Source organism: Streptomyces sp. NPDC058470 (genome assembly GCF_042721055.1).
Lineage (GTDB): Bacteria > Actinomycetota > Actinomycetes > Streptomycetales > Streptomycetaceae > Streptomyces.
On sequence record NZ_JBHXMF010000026.1, the window covers coordinates 44,883 to 64,526 of the forward strand.

Annotated in this window: 20 protein-coding genes and 1 pseudogene; 14 read left to right on the forward strand and 7 right to left on the reverse strand. The window is 69.1% G+C overall.

Translation table 11 applies throughout. The features are described from left to right. Nucleotides 1–44: 44 nt before the first annotated feature. The 3 genes from ACFWP7_RS20315 (at nt 45) to ACFWP7_RS20325 (ending at nt 1,374) form a co-directional block, all read left to right on the forward strand. Nucleotides 45–755 carry an AAA family ATPase gene (locus ACFWP7_RS20315; protein WP_384382928.1) on the forward strand — a complete coding sequence of 237 codons (711 nt, stop codon included), beginning with the start codon at nt 45–47 and terminating at the stop codon, nt 753–755. 116 nt (nt 756–871) lie between these two features. Further along, nucleotides 872–1,066 (forward strand): hypothetical protein, encoded by a 195-nt coding sequence (locus ACFWP7_RS20320; protein WP_384382929.1) that lies wholly within the window; start codon nt 872–874, stop codon nt 1,064–1,066. Next, entirely contained in the window at nt 1,066–1,374 is a 309-nt protein-coding gene (locus ACFWP7_RS20325) for a hypothetical protein (protein ID WP_384382930.1), read from the forward strand. The genes ACFWP7_RS20320 and ACFWP7_RS20325 overlap by 1 nt, the downstream gene beginning before the upstream one ends. A 36-nt stretch (nt 1,375–1,410) precedes the next feature. On the opposite strand, the gene ACFWP7_RS20330 is transcribed toward ACFWP7_RS20325, so the two are convergent. From ACFWP7_RS20330 to ACFWP7_RS20345, 4 genes are all read right to left on the reverse strand, one after another. Then, on the reverse strand, nt 1,411–2,031 hold the full coding sequence (locus tag ACFWP7_RS20330; RefSeq protein WP_384382931.1) for an L-threonylcarbamoyladenylate synthase: 621 nt from the start codon (nt 2,029–2,031) through the stop codon (nt 1,411–1,413). A gap of 205 nt (nt 2,032–2,236) precedes the next feature. Then, the gene (locus ACFWP7_RS20335) at nt 2,237–2,602 is read right to left on the reverse strand and encodes a cupin domain-containing protein (protein WP_384382932.1); all 366 of its coding nucleotides are present in this window, start codon (nt 2,600–2,602) and stop codon (nt 2,237–2,239) included. 444 nt (nt 2,603–3,046) lie between these two features. Next, nucleotides 3,047–3,682, reverse strand: coding sequence for a DUF1345 domain-containing protein (locus ACFWP7_RS20340; RefSeq protein WP_384382933.1), 636 nt, complete (start codon nt 3,680–3,682; stop codon nt 3,047–3,049). Nucleotides 3,683–3,868: 186 nt separating this feature from the next. After that, complete coding sequence (locus tag ACFWP7_RS20345) at nt 3,869–4,489, reverse strand: alpha-lytic protease prodomain-containing protein (protein WP_384382934.1); 621 nt, start codon at nt 4,487–4,489, stop codon at nt 3,869–3,871. Between the two features lie 300 nt (nt 4,490–4,789). On the opposite strand from ACFWP7_RS20345, the gene ACFWP7_RS20350 reads away from it, so the two are divergent. Both ACFWP7_RS20350 and ACFWP7_RS20355 read left to right on the forward strand, forming a co-directional pair. Continuing rightward, complete coding sequence (locus tag ACFWP7_RS20350; RefSeq protein WP_384382935.1) at nt 4,790–5,437, forward strand: HD domain-containing protein; 648 nt, start codon at nt 4,790–4,792, stop codon at nt 5,435–5,437. Beyond that, complete coding sequence (locus ACFWP7_RS20355; RefSeq protein ID WP_384382936.1) at nt 5,425–6,429, forward strand: GlxA family transcriptional regulator; 1,005 nt, start codon at nt 5,425–5,427, stop codon at nt 6,427–6,429. Before ACFWP7_RS20350 ends, ACFWP7_RS20355 begins: the two co-directional genes overlap by 13 nt. Before the next feature lie 7 nt (nt 6,430–6,436). Here ACFWP7_RS20355 and ACFWP7_RS20360 read toward each other — a convergent pair whose 3' ends face one another. Continuing rightward, nucleotides 6,437–8,482 carry a SpoIIE family protein phosphatase gene (locus tag ACFWP7_RS20360; protein WP_384382937.1) on the reverse strand — a complete coding sequence of 682 codons (2,046 nt, stop codon included), beginning with the start codon at nt 8,480–8,482 and terminating at the stop codon, nt 6,437–6,439. 286 nt (nt 8,483–8,768) lie between these two features. Here ACFWP7_RS20360 and ACFWP7_RS20365 point away from each other — a divergent pair, with 286 nt between their 5' ends. Together ACFWP7_RS20365 and ACFWP7_RS20370 are read left to right on the forward strand one after the other, a co-directional pair. After that, on the forward strand, nt 8,769–9,845 hold the full coding sequence (locus ACFWP7_RS20365) for a dihydrodipicolinate reductase (protein WP_384382938.1): 1,077 nt from the start codon (nt 8,769–8,771) through the stop codon (nt 9,843–9,845). A 10-nt stretch (nt 9,846–9,855) separates the two neighbouring features. Further along, nucleotides 9,856–10,335: a carboxymuconolactone decarboxylase family protein gene (locus ACFWP7_RS20370; RefSeq protein ID WP_384382991.1), complete on the forward strand. Its 480-nt coding sequence runs from the start codon at nt 9,856–9,858 to the stop codon at nt 10,333–10,335. Nucleotides 10,336–10,359: 24 nt separating this feature from the next. On the opposite strand, the gene ACFWP7_RS20375 is transcribed toward ACFWP7_RS20370, so the two are convergent. Then, nucleotides 10,360–12,003, reverse strand: coding sequence for a GMC oxidoreductase (locus ACFWP7_RS20375; RefSeq protein ID WP_384382939.1), 1,644 nt, complete (start codon nt 12,001–12,003; stop codon nt 10,360–10,362). A gap of 353 nt (nt 12,004–12,356) precedes the next feature. Here ACFWP7_RS20375 and ACFWP7_RS20380 point away from each other — a divergent pair. After that, nucleotides 12,357–12,543: pseudogene (locus ACFWP7_RS20380) on the forward strand (FAD-binding protein); the annotation flags it as partial. Here the strand turns inward: ACFWP7_RS20380 and ACFWP7_RS20385 are convergent. Continuing rightward, entirely contained in the window at nt 12,544–13,077 is a 534-nt protein-coding gene (locus ACFWP7_RS20385; RefSeq protein ID WP_384382940.1) for a GNAT family N-acetyltransferase, read from the reverse strand. A 723-nt stretch (nt 13,078–13,800) separates the two neighbouring features. Here ACFWP7_RS20385 and ACFWP7_RS20390 point away from each other — a divergent pair. The 6 genes from ACFWP7_RS20390 to ACFWP7_RS20415 all read left to right on the forward strand — a co-directional run bounded on the left by ACFWP7_RS20390 (nt 13,801) and on the right by ACFWP7_RS20415 (nt 19,538). Beyond that, the gene (locus ACFWP7_RS20390) at nt 13,801–14,211 is read left to right on the forward strand and encodes a TetR/AcrR family transcriptional regulator (RefSeq protein WP_384382941.1); all 411 of its coding nucleotides are present in this window, start codon (nt 13,801–13,803) and stop codon (nt 14,209–14,211) included. Between the two features lie 63 nt (nt 14,212–14,274). After that, the gene (locus ACFWP7_RS20395; protein WP_384382942.1) at nt 14,275–14,427 is read left to right on the forward strand and encodes a hypothetical protein; all 153 of its coding nucleotides are present in this window, start codon (nt 14,275–14,277) and stop codon (nt 14,425–14,427) included. 139 nt (nt 14,428–14,566) lie between these two features. Continuing rightward, entirely contained in the window at nt 14,567–15,712 is a 1,146-nt protein-coding gene (locus tag ACFWP7_RS20400) for a VOC family protein (RefSeq protein WP_384382943.1), read from the forward strand. Between the two features lie 28 nt (nt 15,713–15,740). Further along, complete coding sequence (locus ACFWP7_RS20405) at nt 15,741–16,679, forward strand: fumarylacetoacetate hydrolase family protein (protein ID WP_384382944.1); 939 nt, start codon at nt 15,741–15,743, stop codon at nt 16,677–16,679. 54 nt (nt 16,680–16,733) lie between these two features. Continuing rightward, nucleotides 16,734–18,707: an acetoacetate--CoA ligase gene (locus ACFWP7_RS20410; RefSeq protein ID WP_384382945.1), complete on the forward strand. Its 1,974-nt coding sequence runs from the start codon at nt 16,734–16,736 to the stop codon at nt 18,705–18,707. Nucleotides 18,708–18,902: 195 nt separating this feature from the next. Further along, on the forward strand, nt 18,903–19,538 hold the full coding sequence (locus tag ACFWP7_RS20415; protein WP_384382946.1) for a TetR family transcriptional regulator: 636 nt from the start codon (nt 18,903–18,905) through the stop codon (nt 19,536–19,538). The last annotated feature ends 106 nt before the right edge of the window (nt 19,539–19,644 follow it).

The window sequence follows — 19,644 nt, forward strand, 5'->3', positions numbered from 1 at the left end:
CCCGCGCCCCTCGGCGTGTCCGTGCGGTGGGTGACACTGGGCAGGTGATGGTCGAACGTGCGTATGCCCACCTCTCCTCGTACGACCAGGACACCTGGCCGTGGTCGGTGCCCTGCGTACGGCAGCTGCTCGACGAGGGGCTGCGCTTCACCGCGCCGGTGACCTTTCTTGTCGGCGAGAACGGCTCGGGGAAGTCGACCCTGGTCGAGGCGCTGGCGGAGGCGTTCGGTCTGGACTCCTACGGCGGCTCGCACGACTGGCGCTATGCCTCCCGGCGCGGAAAGTCGGTGCTCGGCGAGCGGATGAGGTTCGACGCGGCCCCGCGCGGGCGCCGTATGGCGTCCAGCTGGTCGGCCCGCAAGGGTTTCTTCCTGCGGGCCGAGACCGCGCTCGACGCCCTGGGGAGGGAGGGCCTCGCGCCGGAGTCGGTGAGCCACGGCGAAGGCTTTCTGGCCGCGTTCCGCGGCAAGTTCCTGCAGGCCGGGCTCTATGTCCTGGACGAGCCGGAGGCCGCCCTCTCGTTCTCCTCCTGCCTCGAACTCATCGGCCACATCGACCAGTTGACCAAGGAGGGTGGCCAGGTCATCTGCGCCACGCACTCCCCACTGCTGACCGCTCTGCCCGGCGCGGACATCGTCGAGGTCGGCGAGCACGGCATGCGCAGGGTCGCCTGGCGGGAACTCGGCGTGGTGGACCACTGGCGCCGCTATCTCGCCGATCCGTACGCCTATCTGCGGCACATCGTCGAGCCGTAGAGCTCAGCCGCTGCTCGGTCGGTTCGCCGCCGGCCGCGGGACGGGAGACGACGTCGCGCTTTCCCCGGGCCGGCGGCACTGGCGGTGACTCGCTTTGTGCCACTACATTTGGCTGCATGAGTGTAGTCACCGTGCGGATCCCCGACACCATGGACCACGCGTTGCGCGCAGCAGCCGCCGACGCGCCCTCGCTGAACGCGTACATCGTGCAGGCCGTGCGCCGACAGATGACGCTCGACGCCGCCCGCAAGCTGGCCGTCGTCGCTGCCCATGCCGCCCTCGACCTCGACGGCGAGGGCGACGCCCTGTGATGATCCGCAAGGGCGACGTGTGGGATGTCGACACCGGCAAGGGCACCCGCACGGTGCTGGTCGTCAGCCTCGACGGGCTCGCCGACGCCTACGGGGCCGTGGTCGCGCTCGTCCTGCATGCCCCGGCCGTGCACCCCGACACCGCCATGAGCGTGCGCCTGGCCGCTCCCGTGGAGGCGTCGGTCGTCGCCGTCAACCTCGTTCAGCTGTCGGCGTCCCGCTTCGAGACGGGGACCCCGCACGGCAATATCGGCTCCGAACAGCAGGCGCTCGTCGACAACGCACTCCGCGCGGTCCTCGACTTGTGACCTGCGGTGTGCGAAGCCCCCGGCCCCGAGGCCGGACTACTCGAACCGGGAAGGGTCTCCGGCTCCCCGCCGTACGATTTCGGCTTCCCCGCTGGAGAAGTCGATGACCGTCGTCGGCTCGGTACCGCAGTCACCGGAGTCGAGGACGGCGTCCACCACGTGATCGAGTTCCTCCTTGATCTCCCACCCCTGGGTCAGGGGCTTGTCCTCGTCGGGCAGGAGCAGGGTGCTCGACAGCAGCGGCTCGCCGAGTTCGGCGAGGAGAGCCTGGGCTGCGACATGGTCGGGAATCCGGACGCCGACGGTCTTCTTCTTCGGGTGCAGCAGCCTGCGCGGTGCCTCCTTCGATGCCGGGAGGATGAAGGTGTAGCTGCCTGGGGTCGACGATTTGATCGCCCGGAACACCGTGTTGTCGAGGTGCACGAAATTGCCCAGCTGTGCGAAGTCCTGGCACATCAGCGTGAAGTGGTGGCGGTCGTCGAGCCTGCGGATCGAGCGGATCCGGTCGAGCCCCTCGCGGTTGCCCAGCTGGCACCCGAGCGCGAAACACGAGTCCGTCGGATAGGCGACGAGACCTCCGCCGCGGATGATCTCAGCCACCTGGCTGATGGTGCGCGGCTGCGGGTTCTCCGGATGCACGTCAAAGTACTTGGCCATACGCCGAGCTTAGAACCGCGGAGGCACCGTTTCTGACCGCGTCCCCAGGTTGTCGAGGTCGGTGTGGAGCGCCTCAGCTCCAGCGGTGTCACGTCGACGCTCCACACCGAGCGCCTCCCCAGGTGCCCGCAGCCCGCGGTAGGTCGCCTGCTGCCCGACGTACGCCGGCTCGCCGACCACCCGCCCCGGACCACGGTGCTACCGGTTATGCGTCCGGTGCCCTCGCGTACTCCTTGGCCATGCCTCCGGCGAAGTCGTGGACCACGGCCTGTTCGTCACCCACGACCCATGCGTCGTGTCCGGGCGGGACGACGAACACGTCGCCGGGCCCGACCTCGCTCTCGCCGCCGTCGTCCATGCGCAGATGCATTCGTCCTTGGACGACATAACCGTTGTGGTGGACCTGGCAGCTCTCGGTCCCCGCGATGGGGGCCACGGACTCGGACCAGCGCCAGCCCGGCTCGAAGGTACCCACGGCGAAGTCGAGCCCAGTGAGGTGCACGGCTTCGAGATGACCGCGAGGGAAATCCCGCCGCTCATCCGGCTTGTCGACCGTCTTGACCTCGATCATGACCGCTCCCTTCACATCAGAACCCCTGCACTCCATCGTCTGCCTGTCCAGCTGGGTGCGCCATTGGGGGGATTTCCGGGCCCGGCACGAACAGGCTCAGCCGGTAGGTGGTGGGCTGCACCAGTCGCCCACAGAGCGTGTCGACCCGGGTCATGGCCCAGTCGATCCGCTCCTCCACGGAACGCAGGTGGCGTAGGTGTGAACGCCACTCCGACGCGTCCTGAGTTTCGAAGATCACTGTCCAGCGGCCCGTGCCAGGAGCAGTGCGAGCGGTAGCCCGCCGACTCAGGTCCTGCTGCTGGCGTTTCCTCTTCCGCTGTCCTGGCACCGCCCCAGCATCGCTGGCGTTGCGCCGCCCGAGCAAGGCCAATCAGTACAGGAACATGTGGCAGGTTCGCGCGCCGGCATCTGCCCTTCCTTCAGGAGGTCACGCGCCGCTGTCCGTCAGACGCTCACGATCCCCACGACGACGTTGATGACCGTGGCGAGAATGCTGGTGCCGAATACGTACGACAGCAGCGTGTGTCTGAGCACGATTGAGCGGATCTTGGAGCTCGAGACGTCGGTGTCGGAGACCTGATAGGTCATTCCGAGGTTGTAGCTGAAATAGAAGAAGTCGCGGTACGAGGGCGGCCGGTCGGAGTTGAAGTCGATTCCGCCGTTGTCCTCGTAGTACACGTAGGCGTAGCGGGCTGCGTACATCAGGTGCAAGGCGGACCAGGCCAGGAACACCGCGCAGAGGGCGGTGACGGCCGCGGCCTGACCGTCGTCGGCCTTGCTGCCGCGCACCAGTAGGAGCACGATCGCGGACAGCCCGCACAGCGCCACCGCGACCACCACGATCTCGTCGGTCACGGGCTGGAAGTCCTCGCGCCGCGCATTGCGGCGGGTGGCGGCGGCGTCCATGGGCCACAGCACCAGCCAGCCCGCCACAACGAAGAACAGTTCCGTCGCGGCGATCCCCGCCAGCAGCCCCAGAAGGACGTCCGTCTGAAGACCTACGGCCGCACCGACCCCGGCACCGAGAACCACCGAGCCCGTCAGGCGCGGCACGGCATCCAGGGGGAGCTTCATCCTCATACCCAGGCACGTTAGCCGTGTCGCGGCAGGTGAGCCCGACGGCCCCGTGACTCAGGGAGCGGGGCGCCCCGACTCGGCGTGTGACCGCGAAGCAGTTGGAGTCTGGTGTGCACACCCCGAACGCCAGGCATCAGTGCACGTCAGAAGGAAGCTACCGGCCCGGAGGAACTGTCCCGAGAGGAATGGTCACTTCGTCCTCGACGGGCGGGGCGAGTCCCTGCCTCCGGTCCCCTGTCGCGGAGAAGCAGCGTCGAGCGTCACCGGACCGGCCTGGCGGGCCTGGGTCACGAAGGCCTGGACATCGTTGTCATTCTTCTGCGCCGCGACCACGTCGACGACGACCGAGCTGCTCTTGGGGTCGACGTGCCAGCCGCTGACGCCGGAGGGGGCGTCGAGTTTGTCGATCCGCGCCATGGCGGCGTCGTGCTGCCGCTCGCTGTGCTCGACGAGAGTGACCCGGGCGCCGGTGGTCTCGACGGCCTGCCTCCGTGCGTTGTCGGTGATCGCGACGGTGAGCTCTCCGCTCTCCGCCTCGAACCACGACCCGCCGTACGAGCCGCCCGCGGCCCGCTCGGCCGCGCCCTCGACGGTACGGGCCGTGGCCTCGGCCTTGAGCCGGGCGGTGGCCTGGGTCTCGGTCAGGCCCAGGTCTCGTTGCATGGCGGTGATCAGGCCCGCTGATGCCGGGGCGCTGTCCGCGGCGGTGGGGGTCTCGGCAGCGGATGCCTGGGTGCCGACACCGGCGGCCACGGTGCTGAGGAGCAGGGTCGCGGACAGACAGGATCGCAGAACTGTGGTGCGTCTCAAGGGAGTTGCCTTTCGTCGTTCCGGTCGTGGGGTAGGGGAGCGGAAGGGCAGGGTGAGAGCGCTCTCTGAAGCGTGCGCCGATGACGGTAGCCGGTGATCATGGGCAGGTCCATGCCAAACGCAGGGAACTGTTGACCTGCCTCTCCAAAGGGGCGCCACCAGCTGCGTACGGCCCGCGTGTCCGTATCTGTGGGTTGTCTGGCTCTGCCGCCGTGGCGCCGCGCGACCGATCCGACGAGGCTGGACTGTGTCGCCGGACGGACCGGCGGCGACAACGAGCAAGAAGGACGGGTGAACGCGATGACCACCGACTCCAACCCGGTCGCCGGGGTGAGCGTGCCGGACACCAAGCTGGCCAGGGAGGCGACCGAACTGGTCAGGGACACCACGAGCGACCTCGTTTATCACCACTCGCGCCGCGTGTACCTGTTCGGCGCGCTGCAGGGCCGTAACCGCGACCTGAGCTTCGACCCCGAACTCCTCTACTTCGGCGCGATGTTCCACGACCTCGGACTGTCCGAGCGCTTCCACTCCAGCGGACGCCGCTTCGAGGTGGACGGAGCGGACGAGGCCCGCCGCTTCCTGCGGTCGCACGACGTGCCCGAGGACAGCATCCGCCGCGTGTGGACGGCGATCGCCCTGCACACCACTCCCGGCATCCCGCAGTTCATGGAACCGGAGGTGGCCCTGGTGACCGCGGGCGTCGAATACGACGTCCTGGGCATCGGATACGAGGACATCTCCGCCGCCGACCGCGCGCGCATCGTCGCCCTGCACCCCCGGCCCGACTTCAAGAACCAGATCCTCGGCGCCTTCACCGACGGCATCAGCCCCAAGCCGGAGACCACCTTCGGCAACGTCAAGGCCGACGTACTGGAGCACTACGTACCCGGCTTCGAGCGGGGCGACTTCGTCCGGACCATCCTGGACTCTCCGTGGCCCGAGTGACCCCCGCCGTCTTCGGCACCGCGGCCCACGTCGTCGCGGTGCTGGCCTTCGACGGCGTACAACTGCTTGACGTCACCGGTCCGGTGGAGGTCCTGACGACGGCCAACGCCTACAGAGCCCGCTACGACCTGCGCCTGGTGTCCGTCACCGGCGCCGACATCCGCACCTCGGCGAACGTGCGCATCGGCGTCGACGGCAGCTGGGCCGAACTACCGGGCCGACTGGGCACGTTGATCGTCCCCGGCAGACGCGAATGGCGGCAGGTGGTCACCGACGACGACCTGGTGGCCGCCGCCGTGAACCTCGCGGGGCGCGCGAAGAGGGTCGCGTCCGTGTGCGCCGGCGCCTTCCTGCTGGCGGAGGCGGGCGCGCTCGACGACCGCCGGGCCGCGACCCATTGGCAGCTCGCCCCCGAGCTGGCCGCCGCCTACCCCAGGGTGACGGTCGAGACGGATCCGCTGTTCGTACGGGACGGCAACGTCATCAGCTCCGCGGGCGTCACCTCGGGCATCGACCTCGCCCTGGCCCTCGTCGAGGAGGACCACGGCCCCGACGTGGCCCGCGAGGTCGCCCGCGAACTCGTCGTCTTCATGGCGCGCCCCGGCGGCCAGTCCCAGTTCAGCGCCCGCCTGACGCCACGGGACGCCACCCACCTGGTCGTCCGCCGCGTCATGAACCTGGTGGGAGCCGACCCCACCGCGGCCCGCGATCTGGACGCGCTCGCCCGCGGCGCCGGAGTCAGCACCCGCCACCTCAGCAGACTCTTCCGTGCACAGACGGGAATGACCGTGGGCCAGTACGTCGAGTCGATACGCCTCGAAGCCGCGCGGGCCCTCCTGGAATCCGGCACCGACACCGTCGACGCGGTCGCCGAGGAGGCGGGCTTCGGCTCGGCGGAGTCCATGCGCCGGGTCTTCCAGCAGTCCCTGGGCGTCTCACCGACGGCGTACCGGGCGCGCTTCCGTACGACGGGCCGGGCGGCGGAGGCGTGAGCGGCCGTCACTCGTGCATGCGGGCCAGCAGCAGGGCGACATCGTCGTCGGGCTCGGGGCGCAACGCGTCCAGCAGCATGTCGCTGATCCGCTCCAAGGGCAGCCGCGTGCTCTGAAGGAGCCGCGTCATCGTGTCCAGGCCCGCGTCGATGGGCTCGGTGCGGTTCTCGATCAGACCGTCGGTGTACAGGGCGAGCAATGAGCCAGGCGGCAGCTCAACCTCCATCGTGCCGAAGGGCACGCCGCCGACGCCGAGGGGCACGCCGCCGGGGATGTCGAGCAGGTCCGCATCGCTGTCGGGACGGATCAGGACCGGCGGGAGGTGACCGGCGCTGGACAACTCGCAGGTGCCCCTACGCGGATCGCACACGGCGTAGACACAGGTGGCGATCGCGTCACCGAGCGAACCCGCGATGTCGTCGAGGTGGCCCAACAGCTCGGCGGGAGACGGGTCGAGCCGCGCCAGGGCGCGGGTGGCGGTGCTCAACTGCCCCATGACCGCGGCCGCTTGGACTCCCTTGCCCATCACGTCACCGACGATCAGACCGGTCCGTCCCCGGCTCAGCGGCAGCACGTCGTACCAGTCCCCGCCGACCTCGCTCAGGGCAGGCAGATAGCGGACGGCGATGTCGAGACCGTCGTGGTTCACGGGAGTGCGGGGGAGCAGACTGCGCTGGAGGGTGAGCGCGGCGCTGCGTTCGCGGCCGTAGAGCCGGGCGTTGTCGACACAGATCGCGGCGCGCGCGGCGAGTTCCGACGCGAGGATGCGGTCCTGCTCGTCGAACGGCCGGGTGTTGATCGTGCGATACAGACTGAGCGTGCCCAGTACCTCGCCCCGAGCGACCAGCGGGACGGCCAGATAGGAGTGGACTCCGGCCGCCCGCAGGGTCTGAGCGGCGTGCGAGTCCCTGGCGATGCTCCGCATCATGGCGGAATCCACCTGTTCCACCAGGATCGGCCTGGCTTCCCGGACGCACTGGGTGATGATCCGCGTCGAACTGTAGGTGGCCAGTTCGCCGACCGGGTCGGCGGCGTGGATGGCGTCCGTGAGGTATCCGGCCGCCACGGCCAGGGCGCGGAACTCGGCCTGGGCGTCCCCGACGACCGCCGTGGTGGTGCCATGGGCGACCACGGCTTCGAGTACGTCGACGGCGGCGAGGTCCGCGAGCTGCGGTACGGCCACGTCGGCCAGCTCCCGCGCGGTCTGCTGAAGATCCAGTGTGGTGCCGATGCGGGCACCGGCATCCGCGATCACGGACAGGTGCTCGCGTGCCTGGGAGATCTCGGCCGCCGCCTGCTGCCGCTCCGAGACGTCGATGATGGACATCGCGAGGCCCAGGACGCGGCCCTCCGCGTCCTGGATGCGGTGGTACGACTCCGAGTACGCGTGGTCCTCGGTGTCGGCCGGCGTCCTGCCGACGGACTGCTGGTCCAGCAGGGGCCTGCCGCTGGCCAGGACAAGGCGCATGCGCGACTCGATGGCCGCCACGTCGAGTCCCGGCAGCATCTCCGCCATCCGGTGCCCGAGGACCGCCTCCTCAGGGAGGCCGTTGATCCGCTCCAGCGCCGGATTGAGGCCCACCCAGCGCAGATCGTTGTCGAAGACCGCGATGCCCATCGGCGTCTGCTGCACAAAGCTGTGGGACAGGGCGAGGTCCCGCTCCACGCGCCGCACGGTGGTGGCGTCCGTCACCAGGCTCAGCAGGTGGATGCGCCCGTCCCTGTCGTGCAGCCGCATGGTGCGGAACTCGACGGGGCGTTCCGTGCCGTCCTTGTGCCGCATCGGGAAGACTCCCGCCCAGCGTGCTCCCGACCGTACCTGGGCGAACACCTGGCGTGCCCGTTGCAGATTGTCGGCCGAGACGAGGAGTTCGTCGGTACGGTGGCCGAGAGCTTCCTCGGCCCGGTATCCGAGCAACTGTTCGGCCTCGGGACTCCACAGCATGATGTGCCCGTAGCTGTCGACCACCACGGCCGCGACCTGCAACAGGTCGAGCAGCCCCCCCGGCGCGGCGGTGACCCCGTCGTCGTTCCCGGTTGCGTACCCATGCATTCCAGCCGCTCCTTCCGGCGCGGCACCATCGGCATCGCCAAGTCCCGCCCTTCGGGTCCTCCGATTACGTCACACCGTGCCCCGGAGGGCAACACCTGAACCACGGAGCAGCCCGGAAACCGCAGGTGGCGGGCGTAGTGCCGGGATTCACCGGTATCCCGCACGCGGCCGTACGGGTGACGGCCCGCGTTGTCCGAAATCGGACCTCCGCGGCTCGCGCCCGGTCAGACATTTTCACCGGTCATGGCCCTATGAACCTCGCGGTCCTCTGGCTACTCTCCGCCGCATGATTTCCACGGTGGTCTGGGGCACCGGCAATGTGGGCCGCGCGGCGATCCGCGCCGTCGACGCCCACCCGGCGCTGAAACTCGCGGCAGTACTCGTCCACAACTCCGCCAAGGTCGGCCGCGACGCGGGCGAGCTCGCCGGTCTCGACCACGGACTGGGGGTCACGGCGACCGACGACATCGACGCCGTACTGGCCGCCGCTCCCGGAGCCGTCGTCTACGCGGCGACCGGCGACATCCGACCCGACGAGGCGCTCGACGACATCGGCAGGGCGATCCGCGCCGGCGCAGTCGTCGTCACCCCAGCGCTGTACCCGCTCTACGACCAGCGCAACGCCCCGCCCGAGTTCCGCGATCCGGTGCTCGGAGCCATCGCCGACGGCGGCGGCTCGCTCTTCGTCTCCGGTGTCGACCCGGGCTGGGGCAACGACGTCCTGCCCCTGCTGATCACCGGACTCGGCACCACGATCGACGCCGTCCGCTGCCAGGAGATCTTCGACTACTCCACGTACGAGCAGGAGGACTCCGTCCGCCACCTGATCGGTATGGGGCATGCCATGGACTACGAGCCGCTGATGCTCGCGCCGTCGATCCCGACCATGGTCTGGGGCGGACAGATACGGCTGATGGCCAGGGCCCTCGGCGTCGAACTCGACGACATCCGCGAGACGTTGGAGCGCAGGGCGCTCGACACCACGGTGAGCACCCGGACGATGGGGGAGTTCGAGGCGGGTACCCAGGGCGCCGTGCGGTTCGAGGTGCAGGGGATCGTCGGCGGCGAACCCCGCATCGTCATCGAGCACGTCACCCGCATCCACGCGTCGTGCGCACCGGACTGGCCGAGACCGCCCGACGGCGGCGACGGAGCACACCGCGTCATCATCGAGGGCAGCCCCCGCATCGAGGTGACCGTCGAGGCCACCGACGAGGGCGAGAACCGGTCCGCGGGCGGGAATGCCACCGCGGTGGGCCGGCTGGTGGGTGCCATCGACTGGCTGGTGGACGCCGAACCCGGACTCTACGACGCGCTCGACGTCCCGCTGCGCCCGGCAGTCGGCCGACTCGGAAGGAAGTGACCCCATGACCATGCAGATCGACATCCCCGAGGGCCAGGAACCGATCGGGTACGTGTGGGGCGAGATGGTCCCCGGTATCGGCATGGCCGCCGCGAACTTCTCACTGTCCGTGTACGAGCACACCACCCTGGGGCTGCGCGAGTTCGAGGCCGCCCGGCTGCGCATCGCGCAGATCAACGGCTGTCTCTTCTGCCTCGACTGGCGGACCGAACGCGAGGGCCAGAAGGTCGAGGAGGAGTTCGCGCAGGCGGTGACCCAGTGGCGTACCACCGACGTTTTCGACGACCGCACCAGGCTGGCCGCGGAGTACGCCGAGCGGTACGCCCTGGACCACCACGGTCTCGATGACGAGTTCTGGACGCGGATGACCGCGCACTACAGTCAGCACGAGATCGTGGAGCTGAGCATGAGCATCGGTTCCTGGCTGGCGTTCGGCCGGCTCAACCATGTCCTCGGCCTCGACGCCGTGTGCGTGCTGCCCACGCACTGAACCGGGTTTGCGTGGTCGCCGCCGTTACAGGTCGGTGGCGATGATCTTCTCGATGTTCCGTTCGGCGAGTGCGGTGATGGTGACGAACGGGTTCACGCTGGTGTTGCCGGGAATGAGCGAACCGTCGATGACGTACAGGCCCGAATAGCCATGCAGACGCCCGTAGTTGTCGGTGGCCTTGTTGAGCACCGCGCCGCCGAGCGGATGGTAGGTCAGGTGATCGCCCCAGATCTTGTAGACGCCGAAGAGGTCGGTGCGGTAGATCGTGCCTTCCGTCGCGTTGATCTTGTCGAAGATTGATTTGGCCATGTCGATGGACGGCTGCTTCCAGGCGGTCTGCCAGTCGAGTTCGGCCTTGCCTGTTGCGGCGTTCCAGGTGAACTGGGCACGGTTCGGGTTCTTGGTGATCGACAGATAGAACGAGGCCCAGGTCTCGATTCCGGTGGGCAGCGGTGCGACCTCGGCGAACGCGCCACCGGCGGTCCAGTTGTCGATGCCGCCGCACGGGATGCTCGCCTGGAGGGAGCCGGTCGCGTCCCACAGGTGGTTGGCGCGACCGCACATGACGTTGCCGTTGTCGCCCCAGCCCTTGCCGATCTCGGAGTTGAGGGCGGGCAGCGCGCCGGTGGCCTTCAGCTTGACCAGCAGCTTGCTGGTGCCGACGCTGCCGGCCGCGAAGAAGACGCGGTCCGCCGTCACGGTCTTGGTGGTCGTGGTGTCACCGTTGGTGTTGATCTGGTCGATGAGGACCGTGTAGCCGCCGCCGGCCGCCGGGGCGACCGAAGTGACCTTGTGGAGCGGCGAGATGGTGACCCGGCCGGTAGCCGCGACCTGAGCGAGGTAGGTCTTCTGCAGTGACTTCTTGCCGTAGTTGTTGCCGTAGAGGATCTCGCCCGCCATCGCCGACTTGGGAACGGTTCCGGCTGCCTCCTGCTTCATGTAGTCCCAGTCGTATACGTCGGGGACGAAGACGAACGGGAACCCGGACCGCTGGGCGTGCTTGCGGCCGACCCGCGCGTACTGGTAACCGGGCGTGGTGTCGAACCAGGCCGGGTCGATGGTGCTGACCCCGAGCGCGGCGTTGGCCCGCGGGTAGTAAGTGCCGTACATCTCATCGGCGTTGACCGAGGGGAGGACGGCGGCGAAGTTCTCGCGCTTGGGTGTGACGGCCATGCCGCCGTTGACCAGGGAACCGCCGCCGACCCCGCGGCCCTGGTAGACGATGATGCCGCCCATCTCCTCGGCGTCCAGGATCCCGGTGTAGCGGGGGACGTCCTTGTCGATCGGGAAGCCGAGGAAGTTGCTGAGGGGCTGCTTGGTCCTGGTGCGGAGCCAGTACGACCGGTAGTCCGGGGTGGTGGTGTTGGCGAAGATCTTGCCGTCCGTGCCGGGGGTGTCCCAGGCCATGCCCATCTCGATCATGTGTACGTCGACGCCGGCCTGGGCGAGACGCAGGGCGGCGACGGAACCGCCGTACCCGGTGCCGATCACCAGGGCGGCGACATGGGCGCCGGGGGTGATCGGTCCGGCTGCCGTGACCGCCTGCGCCTGGGCCGACGCGACGTGAGCCGAGAGGGTTACCGCGCCGAGAATAGAACCTGTTCCAGTGATGAATCTACGACGCGAGACACCTCTGGTGGGCTTGTTGTGCATGGTAGTGTCGTTCATGTGACACTCCTCACTCTTGACGAGTGAGAACACGTTCTACTGTTGCGAGCGTGTTAAGTCACTACATACCTCTAGGTAACTTGCGTCCGATTTCGGGACGGCAGGAGAGGGCCCGGTCGCGGGGGAGTAGCGGGCCATCGGATCGTCGTGGTGGGAACCACCCCCCTGGCGCGCTGCTTCTCGGTGCCCGGCGGCCGCCCCTTGACTTCACAAGACTCCCGCGCAACATTCCTGACGCCACATCAGAACCGGGACGCCCGGCGCCTGTTGCTTCCCGGGGTACAGCACGCTCGTCCGTCCCTAACGCCCGGTTGGAGCGCCCCGGTGATCCTCGCCGCCGGTGTCCCCGACGCAAGGGTGGCCTGCGCACCGACGCGCGGCCTGCGGCCGGACGGCTCCGCGATCCCGGGCCTGTACGCCGCGGGGAACGCCGGCGCCGCGGTCATGGGGCACAGTTACGCGGGCGCGGGCTCCACGATCGGCGTCGCGATGACCTCCGGTCACATCGCGGCGCCGGACATCGCGGCCGGCGCCTCGTGATCAGCCTTCGAACTCGGTGAGATCGATGGCATGAACGTGCAGTGGATAGCCGTACACCGGGTGGGTCGTCTCGCGTTCCTGCACCATGCCGAGCTTGGTGATGATGTTCTCGGAGGCGTCGTTGCCCATCCGGTTGATGGCGATGACACGGTCGAGGCCGCGGTCCTGGAGCGCGAACTCCAGCGTGGCATGGGCGGCTTCGGACGCGTACCCCTGGCCCCAGAACTGTGAGCCGAGCCGCCAGCTGATCGACACGGCGGGCAGCACCTCCGGCAGGAACTCGGGCACGGACAGCCCCGCGAAGCCGGCCACCTCGCCCGAGGCCAACAGCTCGACCGCGAAGATCCCGAACCCCTCCTCGTCCCACTCCTCCTCCCACCGCTCGATCTCCTCGGCGGTGTACTCCAGGTCGCGCACCGAGCCGTCGTCGATCCAGTGCATGACCTGGGAGTCCGCGTTGATGTCCGCCATCGGCGTGAGGTCGTCGTCGTACCAGCGGCGGAGGAGGAGGCGGGGGGTGTGGATCTCGGTCATGGCGCCCATCCTGCCTGACGGACGGATCGTCCGGCCAATGGCAGGGGGAGCCCTGCTCGCCACGGTGAGCAGCACTTACCGCTCGGCGGGCGCCTGAGGGGTCCTCGGTGGGAGTGTCAGTCGCCCGTTGCTGTGTCGGCCCCGGTGTTACTCGTAGATCCAGCCGGCGGGAGCGCGGGCCCGGACGGCTTTGCAGATGTGCGAGCGGCAGGGTTCGAGGTCCCTGCCCCGGGCCGCCGCGACCACGCGGAGACGCAGAGATGCGGGTGGAAGGCCGTCCTGATCGAGCCGGACGATTCGTGCCTGCCCGTGAACGGGCCGCCGGTGAGTTTGATGCCGCCGGTGTCGATCACCCGCAGGCCTCTCCGCTGACGCTTCCGGCCCGCCTTTGCGCGGCACCGAGCTGCCACATCCACGTCACGGAGAGCTCTTCCGGCTCGGGTGAAGCCGTGGCCAAGCCCCCGATCAGCGGTCTGCCGATGGCTCCGGGGCCGGTGACAGCGCGCCGCGACGGTTGTACGTGTCGCCGATCGAGCCCAGCACCGGCATCAGTGCGCCGTAGGCGGCGGTGTAGCCGTCGATGCCCCCACTGCATGTCGCTGCTGGACAGATCCAGGTCCTTGGTCATGTCTGCCCATGGGCGCGCAGGCTAGTTAATTACCCGTTAGCGTGCAACTATCGGGCTGCCCTCCCCAACGACGACCGGAGGTCCCGGCATGACCGGTGCATACGTCGCGGAACGCACGCAGCCGCACCCGCCTCACGCGGGCCCGCATCCTCGAGGCGGCCAGGCAGGAACTCGGCCGCGACCCCGACAGCAGTGTCGGTGACATCGCCGAGGCGGCCGGTGCGGTGCGTCGTACGGTCTACGGCCACTTCAGCGGCAGGGCAGCGCTGGTGGAGGGGCTGGCGGAGGAAGCCGCACGGGCGCTGCGGCAGGCGCTCGCGGTACCGGAGGATCACGCGTCGGACGCCGTCACGGAGCTGGCGCGCTTCGTCCTCGCCGTGTGGCCCGTCGGCGACCGCGAGCGCATCCTGCTCTGCCTCGCCCTCCAGGACCTCCGGGCCGAACGGGTGGACGAACTCCTCGCCCCCGCCCGCGACATGGCGGCGGCGATCATCGCCCGGGGGTAGCGGCAGGGGGCCTTCCGGACCAGCATTCCGCCCGGCCCGCTGAGTCGAGCGCTGGAGGGGATCGTGGTGGGGCTCCTGGAGTGTGTCAACGCCGGGACCTGGGCCGACGACGGCACGCGCACGGCGATCGCCGCCCTGATCGCTGTAGGAGTGGACGACGGTCTCGCCGTCACGCGTGCCCGAAGGCTCGACCGGTCCGAGTGCATCGGCGCGTAGGGGTCGGACGCGTCCAGCTATTTGAATGATGGAAGCAGCAGTCTTGATAGATTCATCAACTTCTGCTGTTGTTGTCTTGATGACTCACTGGTCACACTTGATGATTTCATCATTGAAATGATGTTGCTCGGAGGGCACCATGTCTGAAACCCGCATCAACGGGGCCGATGCCAAGACCGCTCACCAGGACCTCCACAGCGAGCAAGGCGCCCTGCGCGGCGAGCATCCGGGCAGATCCCGGAATCCCGTGATCAAGGTGGCGGACCTGGCCTGGCTGGAGTTCGAGAAGCCCGACCTGGACCGGGCCGAGGTCTTCGCCCGTGACTTCGGCTTTCAAATCGCCGCGCGCACCAAGAACGAGCTGTGGCTGCGCGGCACCTTCGCCGGCTCACCCTGCATGGTGATCAGAGGCGGCCGTACGTCCCGTTTCATCGGACCGGCGTTCCGCGCGGCCGAGCGGGCCGACCTGGACCGGCTGGCCCGGGCGACGGGGACGGACGTACGGGACGCGGAGGTCCCCGGCGGCGGCACGGTGGTCGGCCTGCTCGACCCGTCCGGGTTTCCGGTGCGGGTCGTGCACTGCGCCGAACCGCTCCCGGAGCTACCGGAACAGCAGCCGCTGCTGCTCAACTTCGGCACGGAACACCGTCGTACGAACGCAACCCAGCGCCCGCCGCGGGAGCCGTCCCGCATTCAGCGGCTGGGTCATGTGGTGCTGGAGACGCGGGTGTTCGCCCGGGCTCTGGACTGGTACCTGGACACCCTCGGGATGATCGTGTCCGACTTCCTGTTCCTGGACGGGCAACGCGGGCGTGGCCCGTCCATGGCCTTCATCCGCTGCGATCTGGGCGGCCGGGTCGTCGACCACCACACCCTGGCCATGCATCTGGGGCCGGGCAACGGCTATGTGCACTCCGCCTACCAGGTGGCCGACCTGGACTCGATCGCGGCCGGCGGCGAGTACCTGAACGAGCGTGGCTACAAGCGTAGTTGGGGCATCGGGCGGCACATCCTGGGCAGTCAGCTCTTCGACTACTGGCGCGACCCGGACCGCTTCCTGCTGGAGCACTTCGCCGACGGCGACCTGTTCTCCTGCGACCTGGAACCCGGCTGGGCTCCCATGTCGACGAGCGGGCTGGCTCAGTGGGGCCCACCCGCCACCAGGGACTTCCTCGGCGCGAGCCCCTCCCCGCAGCGGGTCCGCGACGTCCTCGAAGCCCTGCGCGGCGACAGCGAGATGGACCCGGCGCGTCTGCTGGGTCTGCTCAAGGCCGCCAACTCCTGACCTCCACCCCTCTGATGAAGGCAAAGACATGAGCACCAACGTCCTGCGCACCGCCAACGGCTGGTGGGTCGTTCTCGACGACCGAGCCGTCCCCGTCGACACCAAGGCCGTCACCACGGCCGAACTGATCGCCGACCGTGCCGCCGTGCGAGAGGCAGCCCTTTCGGGCGAAGCGGGCACGCCGGTCACCGACCTGGTGGCGCTCACCCCGGTGACCACCCCCTGCCGAGTAGTCGCGCAGATGGTCAACTACCGCAGCCACGCCCGTGATTCCGGATTCACCGGTGACATCCCGCCCGCCTTCTTCCGCAAGGCGTCCGGCTCGGTCGGCGGCCCGCGCGACAGCATCGTCCGGCCCTCCCATGTGGAGCTCCTCGACTACGAGATCGAACTCGGCCTCGTCATGGGCGCACCGCTGCCGGTGGGCACCGTGGTCGAGGAGCGGGACCTGCCGTCGTACGTCGCCGGGCTCGTGATCACCAACGACGTCAGCGCCCGTGACGTACAGCTGACCAAGACGCAGTTCTACGAGAGCAAGTCGTACCCGACGTTCACACCGACCGGCCCCTACCTGGCGCTCCTTGAGCCGGAGGACTTCGCCCGTCTTCTCGATCTGCGACTGAAGTTGTCGGTCAACGGTGAGCTGCGCCAGGACCGCACCCTCGCCGACATGATCGTCCGTCCGGCGCAGGCCCTCACCCTGCTCGCCCGCTTCCAGACGTTGGAGCCCGGCGACCTGCTCCTGACCGGCACCCCCGGCGGGACCGCACTCAAGGCCCCGCCCAAGCCGGTCGAGAAGATCGGCGCGCTGCTGCCGCCCGCCGTGAAGTGGAAGGCGTTCTTCAAGAGCCAGGCCAGGAACCCGCGTTACCTGCACACGGGCGACGTGATCACGGCGACCATCGCGACCCCGGACGGCCGGATCGACCTCGGCGAGCAGCACACACCCGTCACGCACGCGAAGTAGAACCCGAATCGAGCCGCACATGAGCGCCGAGCACAATTTGAGGAGCGCCGCACGATGATCAGGCCGTACCCCGAACCCTTCACGACACCCGATCCGCAGGCCGTCGCCGACAGCCGCATCGTGGACTTCGCCCGCCATGTCGGCCTGGACGGCACCGACTACGCTGCCCTGCACAGCTGGTCGGTCGCCGATCTGACCGGCTTCTGGGCTGCGGTGTGGGAGTACTTCGACATCGACGCGGACACTCCGTACGAACGGGTACTGGCCGAGGAAATCATGCCCGGCGCCCGCTGGTTCCCGGGTGCCACCCTCAACTACGCCCACCACGCCCTGCGCAACCTGCCCTCCGACGGTCCGGCGATCATCGCCCTGGATGAGACCGGCAGCGGCTACGAGGTGACGGGAGAACAACTGCGTGCCCAGGTCGCCTCCGTCGCGGCAACCCTGCGTGACCTGGGGGTGGGGGCGGGCGACCGGGTGGTGGGTTACCTGCCCAACACCCCGCACGCGATCGTCGCGTTCCTGGCCGCCGCGAGTCTGGGTGCCGTGTGGTCGGTGTGCGGGCAGGACTACGCGCCCCAGGCGGCCGCCGACCGGTTCGGCCAGCTCGAACCCACCGTGCTGATCGCTGCCGACGGCTACCTCTTCAACGGCACCACCCACGACCGACGCGACGCGTCCCTCGAACTCGCCGCCGCGCTCCCGGCGTTGAAGGCGACGCTGCTGGTGGACCACGTGGGCCTGCCGTGGCCGTCGAGGGCGTACCCGTCACTGGTCGTCCCGTGGGAGGACGCGTCCACCCGCATCGAGGAACTCGCCTGCACGCCGGTACCGTTCGACCACCCTCTGTGGGTCGTCTTCTCCTCCGGCACGACAGGTCTGCCCAAGGGCATCGTGCACGGCCATGGCGGCGTGCTGGTGGAGCACCTGAAGACCCTGGGCCTGCACTCCGACCTGGGCCCCGGAGACCGCCTCCTGTGGTACACCACCACCAACTGGATGCTGTGGAACATGGTCGCCTCGACGCTGCTGACCGGTGCCACGACGTGCACGTACGACGGCAGCCCGGCGCCGTTCGCCAAGCTCGACATCCTGTGGGAGCTGGCGGCGCGCCACCGGGTCACCGCGTTCGGTACCAGCCCTCAGTACCTGCTGGGCATGGCCAAGTTCGGTATCGATCCGTCGGGGCACGACCTGTCCTCCGTCCGCGTGGTGGGCTGTACCGGCTCCGCGCTGCCCGCCTCCGCCTACCCATGGGTCCGCGACCACGTGGGCGACCGCGTGCTGCTGGCCTCGATCTGCGGTGGCACGGACGTGGTGGCCGGCTTTGCGGGCAGCGCGCCCAACACCCCCATCTGGGCGGGTGAGTTGTCGGCGCCGCACCTGGGAGTCTCGCTGGCGGCGTTCGACGACGAGGGCTTCCCGGTCGTGGACCAGGTCGGCGAGCTGGTCGTCACCCGGCCGATGCCGTCGATGCCGTTGTACTTCTGGAACGACCCCGACGGCAGCCGTTACCACGACGCCTACTTCTCCACGTATCCCGGCGTGTGGCGGCACGGCGACTGGATCACGGTCACGGGACACGGCTCGGTGACCGTGCACGGCCGTTCGGACTCCACCCTGAACCGCAACGGCGTACGGCTCGGCAGCGCCGACATCCACGACGTCGTCGAACGGCTTCCGGAGATCACCGAGGCGCTGGTGATCGGCGCCGAGGAGCCGGACGGCGGCTACTGGATGCCACTCTTCGTGGTCCTCGCCGCCGGCGCGAGCCTGGGCGACACCCTCCGGGAGAAGATCCGCGGCGCCATCCGCAGCGAGGTCTCCCCGCGCCACGTCCCCGACGAGATCCGCGGCGTGCCGGGCATCCCGCACACCCGCACCGGCAAGAAGCTGGAGGTCCCGATCAAGCGCCTGCTCCAGGGCGCCCCGGTGGAGCAGGTCGTCAACCCGGATGTCGTGGACGAGCCCGACCTCATCGACTACTTCGTTCGGCTGGGCGCCGAACGCCGGGACCGGTCCGCGTGACAACCGCACCGATCACCCACGTCGTCGTGCTCTCCCCGGTCTTGTGAGTGCCGTCGCACGAGGCAGGGTTTCAGATGGCCCCGCCCTCGGATCGGCCACGGTTCGGGCCGCTCGGATCGGCCACGGTTCGGGCCGGGGCGTGCGTGACAGAATGAAGGTGCCCGTTCTTCGTCCCGCCTTCATCGAGGTTCTTCCGTGTCCCAGTCCGTTGGCCGCGTGCCGCAGCGACGCAATGCACGGTCCAACCGGGCGCGCATCCTGGCCACCGCGCGCCAGGAGCTCGGGCGGAACCCCGACATCACTCTGGAGGAGCTGGCCCGCGCCTCCGGTGTGGTCAGGCGCACTCTTTTCGGGCACTTCCCGGGACGGGCGGCGCTCCTGGATGCGTTGGCCGAGGAGGCCGCCGAGGCTGTCCGGGCCGCCGTGGCGGTCGGAGGGAAGGCGACAGAGCCGGCCGAGCGGGCCCTCGCGCACTTCTCCTTGTCGGTGTGGCCGGTCGGCGACCAGTACCGGATGCTCCTGGCGCTTGCCCAGCGGGACCTGGGCATGGAACGTGTCGCCGAGATCCTCGAACCCGCCCGGGTCAAAGTCACGGCGATCGTGGAGCGGGGGCAGCGGGAGGGAGTCTTCCCCTCCCATCTGCCACCCGCGGTACTGAGCGCCGGTCTGGAGGCGATGACGGTCGCCCTGCTGATAGAGGTCAACACCGGGGCACTGGAGGACGACGGGACGCGCACGGCCGTCGCCACCCTCATCGCGGCCGGTGTGCCGGAGAAGCAGGCACGCGTCGTGGTCGATGACGTGGCCGCGACGGCCGCAGGGAGCCTGTAGCCGACGGTTGGGCCGCGGCGTGGCTGTCGACAAAACGGTTCGAACGGACCCTGGCGCGAAGGCACCGGGGCCGTCCCGCATACGCCAACTTCTTTAATTACCCTCA